This is a genomic window from Arthrobacter sp. FW306-06-A, from assembly GCF_021870055.1.
In the GTDB taxonomy this organism is placed as follows: domain Bacteria; phylum Actinomycetota; class Actinomycetes; order Actinomycetales; family Micrococcaceae; genus Arthrobacter.
Genome location: NZ_CP084552.1, coordinates 3983127 through 3994372, shown reverse-complemented (window position 1 = coordinate 3994372; position 11246 = coordinate 3983127). Strand labels below are relative to the sequence as shown.

Genomic DNA, 11246 nt, shown 5'->3' with positions numbered 1-11246 from the left:
TCCGGCCACCGGTTTGTGACCTGCTAGCCCTGGGTATCGGTATCGGGCTCTGAATCCGGAACAGCCTCCACCACGGCCCTCTGCTGCCGTTTCACGCTTCGACGGTCAAGGACCAGCGCCAGACCAGCACCGAGGATGGCACCGATGGCAGCGAACATGATCAGAAAGAAACCGAAGACGGCTCCGGGGTCGAATGACGCGTCGCCCGGAACCGCATATGCCACCACTGCGGCAGCGATAATTCCCACCACGGCACCCAGGATCAGGAATGGAACGTATTTGGGTGCCCGGCGGACGGTTACTTCGCGCCGCTCGGCAGGGGTTTCTTCAAAAGCCATGCCATCCAGCCTACTGCCGGACTTTTGGGCCACATAACAGGACGCCGGGCGGCGGGAGCCCAGGTTTCCTGCCCCGCCAAACTTCGCCCGGAAAGGATCCGTGACCCGCGCCGCAACTGGCCTGCAACTGATATATCTATTGACACGACCTGTAGCCGCTGCCATATTTCCCGTTAGTGCTCTGTGCAACTTGTTGTGTAATCCGCAATCATCCCCGCAGGTCGCACTGGCCATGGCGAGACCCCTGGGCCTTGGCACGTCAGCTAGATTGGCACTTGGTGCCGACTCACCGGATCCAGCCGGATCCAGGAAAGGAACACAAGACCATGGTCCACAAAGTCCAAGCAGTTGTGGTTAAGGAAAAGAACGCCCCGGTGTCGCTGGAGACGATCCTGGTGCCGGATCCGGGCCCGGGGGAGGCCTTGGTCGACATCCTGACCTGCGGTGTCTGCCACACCGACCTGCACTACAAGCAGGGCGGTATCGGCGACGACTTCCCGTACCTGCTCGGTCACGAAGCCACTGGCGTGGTTAGCGCTGTCGGCCCTGATGTCACCTCCGTGGCTCCCGGCGACCGGGTCATCCTGAACTGGCGCGCTGTGTGCGGCGAGTGCCGCGCGTGCGCCAAGGGCCAGCCGCAGTACTGCTTCAACACCCATAACGCCACCCAGAAGATGACCCTCGAGGACGGGACCGAGCTTTCCCCGGCCCTGGGCATCGGCGCCTTCGCCGAAAAGACCCTTGTGGCTGCCGGACAATGCACCAAGGTGGACCCCGAGGCGGACGCTGCCGCCGTCGGCCTGCTGGGCTGCGGCATCATGGCCGGCATCGGTGCCGCAATCAACACCGGCGACGTCAAACGCGGCGAGTCCGTGGCAGTGATCGGCTGCGGCGGCGTGGGCATCGCGGCGATCGCCGGCGCCAAGCTGGCGGGCGCGACGACAATCATCGCCGTGGACATCGATGACAACAAGATTGAGATGGCCAAGTCCCTCGGTGCCACCCACGGCGTGAACTCCAAGCAGGAGGACGCGGTGGAAGCCATCCGTGCCCTCACCGGAGGATTTGGCGCGGACGTGGTGATTGACGCCGTCGGCCGTCCTGAAACCTACAAGCAGGCCTTCTACGCCCGCGACCTTGCCGGCCGCGTGGTCCTGGTGGGCGTGCCGACGCCGGAGATGACGCTGGAACTGCCGCTGCTGGACGTCTTCGGGCGCGGCGGCTCGCTGAAGTCCTCCTGGTACGGTGACTGCCTGCCCTCCCGCGACTTCCCCATGCTGGTGTCGCACTACAAGCAGGGCAACCTGGACCTGGACGCCTTCGTCTCCGAACGCATCACCATCAAGCAGGTGGAGGAAGCGTTCGAGAAGATGCACGAGGGTAAGGTCCTGCGCTCGGTGGTGGAGATCTAATGGCAGTCACCATCGAGAACCTGGTCACCTCGGGCACTTTTTCGCTCGACGGCGGCACCTGGGACGTGGACAACAACGTCTGGATCGTGGGCAACGATGAGGAATGCGTCATCATCGATGCGCCCCATGACGCCGCTGCGATCATCAACCAGGTCCGCAGCCGCAAGGTCAAGGCCATCCTGCTCACCCACGCGCATAACGACCACATCGGCGCCGCCCGCGAAGTAGCAGACGCTCTGGGCGCCCCGATCCTCCTGAACTCGGAGGACCTGGTCCTGTGGGAGCAGGTGTACCAGGACGCCAAGCCCGACCAGTACCACGCCGACGGCGATGTGTTCGAAGTTGGCGGGTCCACGCTGCGTGCCATCCACACCCCGGGGCACTCGCCGGGATCCACGTGCTTCTACCTCGAGAGTGAAGGGACGGTCTTCACCGGGGACACGCTGTTCAACGGCGGCCCGGGTGCCACTGGCCGGTCCTACAGCGACTACCCGACCATCCTGACCTCCATCAGGGAGAAGCTGCTGACCCTGCCCGCTGAGACCGTGGTCCGCACAGGCCACGGCGACAACACCACCATCGCCGCGGAACGGGAAACACTGGCCAAGGTGGCGCAGTAGCCAACAAAGAATCGATGCAGTAAGCCCGTGAAGGGCGGAAACAGCGACGGCGACACCGGCACCTGCCGGACTGTCGCCGTCGCTGTTGCATGTTCCCGGTAGTCACGCAGGGTTGTTGCCGTCCGGCCCCCCTCCGGATCCAGGTCCCTGCCGTAGCCGCCGGCGGAAGCCAAGCGCCCGCGAGGTGGCACTTCGCGGCAGTCCAAAGCACTGGGATTGCCGTCAAATGCCAATTCGCGGGCCGTTCCGGGGTGAAAAGTGCGGGTTTATTCGACGCTGCACCTGACACGCAAGGCCTGTTGGCGGCACGCATCGGACGACACATTCCGGGCTTTTCCGTCATATCTGAAATTCATTGACAGCGGGGGTGGCAGGAGTCACACTGTTGCATATGGTGATCGCTGTTGCGTTAGGTGCTTCCAGTTCTCCTCTGGAGTCATCAAGTCTGTTGCTGATGTACCTCCCCACATTGGTGAACAGAACGTCCTGGACAACCCCTGTTGCCCCAGCCGCTCCGTAATCTCCTCAATTTGCTCAAAACCCAGCCCTTTTGGGAGGAAACACATGACTACCTCAGTGAACGCGCCCCTCAGCGCACGCGGAAAGCTCGCTTCAACAATGCCGGCCGAGCAGCTGGCTGAAATTACCGAGTTGTTCGCTCTACGGCGCACCGGCTACTCCCTCGACGCCCCCTTTTACACCGACCCCACCATCTTCAAGCTCGACGTGGAGGCCATCTTCGGCCAGCACTGGATCTTTGCCGGCAGCGTTGCCGAGCTGCCGGAGCCGGGCGACTACATCACGGTGGACTACGGCCCCTACTCCCTGATCGTGCTGCGCACCGATGAGGGCGACGTCAACGTCCTGCACAACGTCTGCCGCCACCGGGGTGCGCGGGTCCTGACCGAAGCTGCCGGTTCCACCGGAAACCTGGTCTGTGGCTATCACTCCTGGACTTACTCCCCGGAGGGCAACCTGATCCACGCCTCCGCCCCCGGCGAAGCCAAGTTCGATAAGAACTGCTTTGCCCTCAAGCGCGCCCACAGCCGCGAGGTTGCCGGCCTCATCTTCGTCTGCATCGCTGACGAACCGCCCGCAGACTTCGACGAGACCTCCAAGATCTTTGAGCCCTACCTGGCACCCCACGACCTGTCCAAGACGAAGATTGCCTACCAGCAGAACATCATCGAAGAGGGCAACTGGAAGCTCGTCATGGAGAACAACCGTGAGTGCTACCACTGCGACGGACACCCGGAACTCGCCTGCTCGCTCTTCCCCACATGGGGCCTGACCGAGGGACTGATTCCGGCCCACCTTGAAGAGGTCTGGGACCGCAACAAGGAAGCCCAGTCCTCCCTCGAGGAGCGCTGCCGCCGCTACGGCCTGCCCTACGAGGTGGTTGAGGAACTCGACACCCGCATTGCCGGTATCCGCATCTCACGCGAATCCCTGGACGGCGAAGGCGAATCGTTCTCGGCCGACGGCCGCAGGCTCTCCAAGAAGCTGCTCGGCGACCTGCGGGACTTCCGCCTGGGCCGCTGCTCGATGCACCTGCAGCCCAACAGCTGGTTCCACTTCCTGGGCGACCACGTCATCACGTTCGGCGTCTTCCCCATCAACGAGCACCAGTCCCTGGTCCGCACCACCTGGCTGGTGGCTGACGACGCCGAGGAAGGCGTTGACTACGACCTCGACAAGCTCACCTACACCTGGAAGCAGACCAACATTCAGGACAAGGCGTTCGTGGAACTGTGCCAGCAGGGAGCTGCCAGCCCCGCCTACGAGCCCGGCCCGTACATGAAGAGCGAATACCAGGTGGAGGCCTTCATCAACTGGTACGTCCACCGCGTGCAGGAGCACTTGGCATGATTGACGTCCTCACCCAGACGCAGGTCCAGGAACCACAGCGCATCCGCGGCCTTGAAATGCCGTGGAACCGGGTGATGGGCAGCGTCGAAGGACCGGCCAGCGCAGCCAAGGCCCTGGGCCCGTGGCATCCGCAGGAGTTCATGGCCGAATGCGTCGAAACCATCCCCGAAGCGGGCGGCATGATGACCTTCGTGTTCCGCCGCTCCGATGGTGCACCGCTGGCGTTCCGCCCGGGCCAGTACGTGAACATCGCCTTCCCGGTTAACGGCGAGGACCAGGAACCCGTGGACCGCAGCTACTCGCTGTCCAGTTCGCCCACGGAACCGTGGACCTTCAGCGTTACCGTTAAGCGTGACCCGGGCGGACTGGTTTCCCCTTGGGTGCACCAGAACGTCAGGCCCGGCACCGTCCTGGACATGCTGGGACCTGTGGGCGCATTCCACCTGCCTGACGCCGACCGGCGCGCCCGGTACCTCTTCCTGGCTGCAGGCGCCGGCATCACCCCCATCATGTCGATGCTGCGGACCATCCACTCCCTGCCGGGAACCGCCGACGTGGTGGTGCTCTATCACGGCGCGGAAGCCGGCGGCTTCGCCTTCCACCGGGAGCTGGCCTACATCGCTTCCGTGGACTCGCGCATCAAGGTCTTCTATGCCCTGGGCGACCGCGGCAGGCCCGAGCACTGGGAAGGCTTCAGCGGACGGCTGACCTCAGCCATGATCGATGAGGTGGCGCCCGACGCCAACGGCCGGCAGGTGTACGCCTGTGGACCGGAGGGGTACCTGAACACCGCCACTGAGTTGCTCAGGAAGGTGGGCGTCGACGACACCTCCATCTACATGGAGTTCTTCTCCGGCGACCGGCAAACCCTCCTCGAATACCAGGCCGAGCTCGCCCTGGCGGCGGACATCGCCGAGGAAATCGCTGGGGAAATCGCGGAATCCGCCGAGGACTACTTCGAAGGCCAGCCCGCAGCGTTCGGGATCTACGAGCCCGGCTACGACGAGGACGGAACCCTGCAGGCCACGGGACTGGCGCTGGAAGCTGCCAACCCGGAAGCCCCGGCCGGTGGCACCCCGGCTGTGGCACCGGATGCGCAGGCCCCGGACGCCTCCAGCTTCGACACCGTGGGAACCGGCAGCCTCACCCTGTCCTTCATGCGCGCCGGGATCAACGTGCGGATCGACCCCGAGGAGCACATCCTCGAGGTGGCCCAGCGCGCCGGTGTCCGGATCGGCGCCAACTGCAAGGAAGGCATGTGCGGCTCCTGCAAGGTGGTCAAGTTGTCCGGGGAGATCGACATGAACCACCAGGGCGGAATCCGTAAACGTGAAATCGATGCCGGAAAGTTCCTTCCCTGCTGTTCCACCGCGCGCACCGACATGGTGATCGACGCCTAGCCGCGCCCTGGGCCGACGGGCACCCCGCGGCCCCCAAAGATTCACCGCAAGTGAAAAGTAACACCACACGGAAGGTCTGATGCACCCAGCGTCAGGCCTTCCGTGGCAACCGAACGCCAACCATAGGAGCCATGCCCATGTCAGGTAACAAAGCCGTTGCATACAAGGAGCCCGGAGTCGTCGAGGTCATCGACACCCCGTATCCCTCGTTTGAGCTGAAAGCCGGCCCCGGCGTCAATCCCGCCAATGTCGGCCGGAAGGTCCCTCACGGGGTCATCCTGCGCACCGTGAGCACCAACATCTGCGGGTCCGACCAGCACATGGTCCGCGGCCGGACCACCGCACCGGCCGGCCTCGTCCTGGGGCACGAGATCACTGGCGAAGTCATCGAGACCGGGCCCGACGTCGAGTTCATCAAGGTCGGGGACATCGTCTCCGTCCCCTTCAACATCTCCTGCGGCCGCTGCCGGAACTGCAAGGAGCGCAAGACCGGGATTTGCCTGAACGTGAACCCCGACCGTCCCGGCTCCGCCTACGGCTACGTGGATATGGGCGGTTGGGTTGGCGGCCAGGCCGAATACGTGCTGGTCCCCTACGCGGACTGGAACCTGCTGCGCTTCCCCGACCGGGACCAGGCACTGGAGAAGATCATGGACCTGACCATGCTCTCCGACATCCTGCCCACCGGTTTCCATGGCGCCGTCACGGCAGGTGTCGGGGTCGGGTCCACCGTGTACGTTGCCGGAGCAGGTCCCGTGGGCCTTGCCGCGGCCGCCAGCGCCCAACTGCTGGGAGCAGCGGTGGTTATCGTGGGCGACCTGAACGAGGATCGCCTGGCCCGGGCCCGGTCCTTTGGCTGTGAAACCGTGAATGTGGCCAACGGCGACCCCGCCGACCAGATCGAGCAGATCCTCGGCGTCCGGGAAGTCGACTCCGGCATCGACGCCGTCGGTTTCGAGGCCCGCGCACACGGCCACGGCGCCCAGGAAGCACCGGCCACCGTCCTTAACTCGCTGATGGACCTCGCCACCGCCGGCGGCTCCGTGGGCATCCCCGGTCTCTACGTCACGGGCGATCCCGGAGCAGCGGACGAGGCCGCCCGAAAGGGAAGCCTGTCCCTGTCGCTGGGTACCGGCTGGGCCAAGTCCCTGTCCTTCACCACGGGCCAGTGCCCGGTGATGAAGTACAACCGGCAGTTGATGATGGCCATCCTGCATGACCGGATCCAGATCGCCAAGGCGGTCAACGCCACGGCCATTCCGCTGGAGGATGCCCCGCGCGGGTACGCGGAATTCGATGCCGGAGCCGCGACAAAGTACGTCCTGGACCCGAACGGCTACCTCAACAACTAATGCCTGGTTCCCGTTTATAAAGAGCGGTAAGGCCAAACGGCGGCACCCCGGACTGAGCAGTTCAGTCCGGGGTGCCGCTTGCTGTGGGTGGGGCGGATCAGCCGCGGAGGCGTTCCATGCCCGGGTCAAAGAGCGGTTCGGCGCTGATGGTGGCTGCTACGCGCCGACCGAAGTACTCGATTTCCACGGCGTCCCCTTCGGCCACCGACGAGGGCAGCCAGGCGTAGGCGATGGGCTTGCCGACGGTGAAGCCGTACGCCGCGCTCGTGACGTATCCAGCGGCTTCCCCGCCCACGTACACCGGTTCCTTGCCCAGCACCACTGACGTGCCGTCGTCGACCGTCAGGCAGCGCAGCGTCTTGGCCGCCGGCTGTTCCTTGCGGACCGCCAGGGCCTCGGCACCCACAAACCCGGTCTTGTCCTTGGCCACGGAGAAGCCCAAACCAGCCTGGTAGGGGTGGTGCTCGGAGTTCATGTCCGTGCCCCAGAGCCGGTAGCCCTTTTCAAGGCGCATGCTGTTGAAGGCGCCGCGGCCGGCAGCGATGATGCCGTGCTCTTGGCCGGCTTCGAACAGCAGGTCCCAGAGCTTCAGCCCGTATTCACCGGTGGTGTAGAGCTCCCAGCCCAGTTCGCCCACGTAGGAGAGTCGCATGGCCGTGACGGGGATGCCCCCAACGGAGATTTGCTTGGTGCGGAAGTACTTGAGGCCGTCATTGCTCAGGTCGTCCGTGCTGACCTTGCCGATGACCTCGCGGGCCAGCGGGCCCCACAGGCCGATGCAGCAGGTGCTGCCCGTAATGTCGGTGACGTGGACCCACTGCGAGGGATCCGCCGCCGATTGCCGGCGGGCCTCCACCCGGAGGTAGTCGAAGTCAACGTTGCTGTTGACGCCCAGCTGGAACTCCTCCTCCGCGAGCCTTGCCACGGTCACGTCGCTGCGGATACCGCCGTCGTGCTCCAACAGCAGGCAGTACGTCACGGCACCTGGCTTCTTGGCGATGTTGCCCGTGCTGAGCCGGTGCAGCAGTGCCTGGGCGCCGGGGCCGGTGACGGAGAGGCGCTTCAGCGGCGTCATGTCGAAAAGTCCGACGGCGGTGCGCGTCTTCCACGCTTCGGCGGCGGAGATGGGGGAGTGGAACATGGCGGACCACTCGTCGCGCTCGGGGGCCTGCCATTCTTCCGGCAATTCGGCCAGGAGACCCCGGTTGGCTTCGAACCAGTGCGGGCGTTCCCAGGCGGCGGATTCCAGGAAGAAGGCCCCAAGCTCCTTCTGCCGGACGTTGAAGGGGCTGACGCGCAGGTCGCGCGGCGATTCGCGCGGCTGCAGCGGGTGCAGGACGTCGTAGATCTCCACGAAGTTCTGCTGCGAGGTCTCGCTGACGTAGGCGTCGGAGGTCTGCACCTTTTCAACGCGGGTCAGCTCGCAGCCGTGCAGGTCGGTCTGCGGGTGGCCGTCGATGATCAGCTCCGCCATGGCCTTGGCCACGCCGGCGGAGTGGGTGACCCAGACGGCCTCGGCCACGAAGAAGCCCTCGAGGTCCGGTGCCTCGCCCATGAGCGGGCCGCCGTCGGGGGTGAAGGAGAAAATGCCGTTGAATCCGTCCTGGATCTCAGTGCTGCGCAGTGCCGGCAGCAGGTCCTGGCTGTCCTCCCACGCGGGAACAAAGTCTTCGAGGGTGAAGTCCAGGCGGGAGGGCATGCGGTGGTCGGACATCTCCTTGGCCGCCACCTTTGGCAGCGCGGACATGTCCACCGGCATCGGGCGGTGGGCGTAGCTGCCGATGCCGATGCGGTCGCCCCATTCGCGGTAGTACAGGTCCTTGTCCTGGTAGCGCAGGATGGGCTTGCTGGCACCCTTCGGAAGCTCGTTGACGCCCTCGAGTTCGGCCAGGGGCGTGGTGACCGCGTACTGGTGGGCCAGCGGCAGCAACGGCACCTCCAGGCCTACCATCTTGCCGAGCTCACGTCCCCAGAACCCGGCGCAGGACACCACGATGTCAGCCGGGATCACGCCGTCGGACGTCTCCACGCCGGTGACCTTGCCGGCTTCCCGGGTGATGCCGGTGACTGTGGTGGAGCCGCGGTAGCTCACGCCGCGCTCGCGCGTGCGCTCGATCAGCAGCTGCACCGCCCGGGCCGCCAGGGCGATTCCGTCGGTGGGGATGAGCAGGCCGCCCAGGACCTCGCGGCCGCCGGAAAGCTTTCCGGTATTCAGCAGCGGGTAGATCTTTTCGCATTCGTCGGCGTCGATGATCCGGCTTTCGACACCCCAGGACGTCATCACGCCCATCTTGCGCTGGAGGTCGGCGAAGCGCTCCGGAGTGGTTGCCAGCTCCAGGCCGCCCACCTGGTTGAAGCAGGACTCGCCGTCCTTGCTCAGGGCGAGGAGCTTGTTCACGGTGTACGTGGCGAATGCCGTCATGGTCCTGGACGGATTGTTCTGGAACACGAGGCCCGGGGCGTGTGACGTGGAGCCGCCTGCCAGTTCCAGCGGGCCCTGCTCGACGACGGTGATGTCGTTCCAGCCGCGGCTTACCAGCTCGTCGGCGAGGTTGGTGCCGACGATGCCGGCTCCGATGATGACGACGCGGGGTGATGCGCTCATGATTTTTGGTTCTCCTGGGTGGTGCTGGAATCCGCCTGACCGGGTGATGGAGTTAGCTTCGCTATGAGCAACGCGCATCACTATATGCAACAGAGTGGCTTAGCTCACATTGGATGTCAAGGATTTCCTGCTTTGTTGCGGGGATCGGCAGCACTGCGTCGAAAGGCAGCAAAAAGGCCCCCGCCGCAGGCACGGCGAGGGCTCTTGTGCAGTCCCGTGTCAGTGGGAGACGTCTGCTGAGATGTCGGCGAGGGTGCGCCCCTTCGTCTCAGGCGCGAGCCATTGCGAGAGGATTGCCCCGAGTAATGCGACGGCGGCGGCTACGACCATGCTGGGCCCCATGCCGATGTTGCTGATCGCCCACGGCAGGGCGAAGGTGCCGAGCGCGGCTCCAATGCGGCTGAAGGCCGCGGCGAAGCCCATTCCGATGCCGCGCAGATGGCCGGGGAACAGCTCGGCCGGATAGACCTGGGTCAACGTGGTGTAGCCGGCGTTGAAGAAGGAGAAGGCGAGGAACAGGGCGAGCACGAGGATCGCCGGTGCGTCCGCCCAAACTCCGATCACCAGAAGGATGCCTGCGCAGAGCCACTGCCCGGGCACGGTAAGGATTCGGCGGCCGAGCTTGTCAATCAGAAGCACGGTGGTGACAACACCCGCGGTGGCAAGTGCGGACAGCCCGACTCCACCGGCCCAGCCGCCGCCGAAGCCGAACTGGTTGAGCACGTCGTCGGCGAAGGTGGCGATCGCGAAGTACGGAGTGACCGCACAGAACCAAAAACCTGAGGTGAAGAGGGTGGTGCGCCAGTTCTGCCTCGAGAACAGCATTCCGAGGGAGGCGCTCTTGATTTTGGTCCTGCCCTGCGCGGCCTGGGCCTCCTGGATCGCCCTCAGGTCGATCTCTTCGGTGATGCTGTTGTGCATCTGGGGCGATTCGATGTATCTGTGTGCGATCTCGAGTGCTTCCTCACGCCGTCCCTTCGTAATGAGCCAGCTGGGCGATTCGGGGAGCCCGAAGCGGGCGAAGAACAGGACAAATGCGAGGATCGTGCTCGTGCCGATGACGAGGCGCCAGGGGGTGCCGGCATCATGCAGGAGCGTGCCGATGATGAATGCCATCATGAAGCCGACGTACCAGGCGATCAGGGTCAGTCCGAGCAAACGCCCGCGGAGCTTTGGCGGGGAGAACTCTGACAGCAAGGGGCCGCCGATGGAGTATTCACCGCCGATCGCAACGCCCATGAGGAACCGGATGATGGCCAGTTGGATCACGGCTCCGTCTCCGGAAGTTACGAAGAACTGGGCCGCTGAGGCCGCGAGGAACAGGCCCATGTCCACGAGGAACATGGGCTTGCGTCCGAATTTATCGGTAGCCCAGCCGGCCAGCGGGGAGCCGACGAAGATACCAGCCAGCGGGCCTGCCGCAATCATGCCCAGGGACAGTGCGTCGAGCTGGAGCTCTGACCGCATGGGTCCGGTGACGGGGCCGATAATTCCAAGGATGTAACCGTCGAGGAACATTCCGCCGATGAAGACAGCAACAAGCCGCACCATGAAGCGACGTTTGAACGCGGAGCTGGTCTCTTCTGATTTTGAGGTGTCGACGGGGGCCGTCGACCTGGTCGAATTAATCATTGAAATTCGTTCCCTTCG

General features: G+C 64.7%; 8 protein-coding genes. 5 read left to right on the top strand and 3 right to left on the bottom strand.

Going from position 1 to position 11246, the window contains the following annotated elements:
- Window positions 1-23 precede the first annotated feature (23 nt).
- A complete protein-coding gene (locus LFT49_RS18715; protein WP_236799834.1) occupies window positions 24-338 on the bottom strand; it encodes a hypothetical protein in 315 nt (104 codons plus the stop codon).
- Window positions 339-664: 326 nt separating this feature from the next.
- Here LFT49_RS18715 and LFT49_RS18710 point away from each other — a divergent pair, with 326 nt between their 5' ends.
- The 5 genes from LFT49_RS18710 (at window position 665) to fdhA (ending at window position 6991) form a co-directional block, all read left to right on the top strand.
- Window positions 665-1750 (top strand): S-(hydroxymethyl)mycothiol dehydrogenase, encoded by a 1086-nt coding sequence (locus LFT49_RS18710; RefSeq protein ID WP_236799833.1) that lies wholly within the window; start codon window positions 665-667, stop codon window positions 1748-1750.
- Window positions 1750-2370: an MBL fold metallo-hydrolase gene (locus tag LFT49_RS18705; protein WP_236799831.1), complete on the top strand. Its 621-nt coding sequence runs from the start codon at window positions 1750-1752 to the stop codon at window positions 2368-2370. Before LFT49_RS18710 ends, LFT49_RS18705 begins: the two co-directional genes overlap by 1 nt.
- 564 nt (window positions 2371-2934) lie before the next feature.
- Window positions 2935-4239, top strand: coding sequence for an aromatic ring-hydroxylating oxygenase subunit alpha (locus tag LFT49_RS18700; protein ID WP_237429056.1), 1305 nt, complete (start codon window positions 2935-2937; stop codon window positions 4237-4239).
- Window positions 4236-5639, top strand: a complete 1404-nt coding sequence (locus LFT49_RS18695; RefSeq protein ID WP_237429055.1) for a ferredoxin reductase — start codon at window positions 4236-4238, stop codon at window positions 5637-5639. Before LFT49_RS18700 ends, LFT49_RS18695 begins: the two co-directional genes overlap by 4 nt.
- A gap of 137 nt (window positions 5640-5776) precedes the next feature.
- Window positions 5777-6991, top strand: coding sequence for a formaldehyde dehydrogenase, glutathione-independent (gene fdhA / locus LFT49_RS18690; RefSeq protein ID WP_237429054.1), 1215 nt, complete (start codon window positions 5777-5779; stop codon window positions 6989-6991).
- A 97-nt stretch (window positions 6992-7088) separates the two neighbouring features.
- Here fdhA and LFT49_RS18685 read toward each other — a convergent pair whose 3' ends face one another.
- Complete coding sequence (locus LFT49_RS18685; RefSeq protein ID WP_237429053.1) at window positions 7089-9596, bottom strand: GcvT family protein; 2508 nt, start codon at window positions 9594-9596, stop codon at window positions 7089-7091.
- 219 nt (window positions 9597-9815) lie between these two features.
- Window positions 9816-11228, bottom strand: coding sequence for an MFS transporter (locus LFT49_RS18680; RefSeq protein WP_236799822.1), 1413 nt, complete (start codon window positions 11226-11228; stop codon window positions 9816-9818).
- Window positions 11229-11246 lie beyond the last annotated feature (18 nt).

Coding starts and splice junctions, on each gene's coding strand:
- LFT49_RS18710 (WP_236799833.1), top strand. CDS start 665: ATGGTCCACAAAGTCCAAGCAGTTGTGGTTAAGGAAAAGAACGCCCCG.
- LFT49_RS18705 (WP_236799831.1), top strand. CDS start 1,750: ATGGCAGTCACCATCGAGAACCTGGTCACCTCGGGCACTTTTTCGCTC.
- LFT49_RS18700 (WP_237429056.1), top strand. CDS start 2,935: ATGACTACCTCAGTGAACGCGCCCCTCAGCGCACGCGGAAAGCTCGCT.
- LFT49_RS18695 (WP_237429055.1), top strand. CDS start 4,236: ATGATTGACGTCCTCACCCAGACGCAGGTCCAGGAACCACAGCGCATC.
- fdhA (WP_237429054.1), top strand. CDS start 5,777: ATGTCAGGTAACAAAGCCGTTGCATACAAGGAGCCCGGAGTCGTCGAG.
- LFT49_RS18680 (WP_236799822.1), bottom strand. CDS start 11,228: ATGATTAATTCGACCAGGTCGACGGCCCCCGTCGACACCTCAAAATCA.
- LFT49_RS18715 (WP_236799834.1), bottom strand. CDS start 338: ATGGCTTTTGAAGAAACCCCTGCCGAGCGGCGCGAAGTAACCGTCCGC.
- LFT49_RS18685 (WP_237429053.1), bottom strand. CDS start 9,596: ATGAGCGCATCACCCCGCGTCGTCATCATCGGAGCCGGCATCGTCGGC.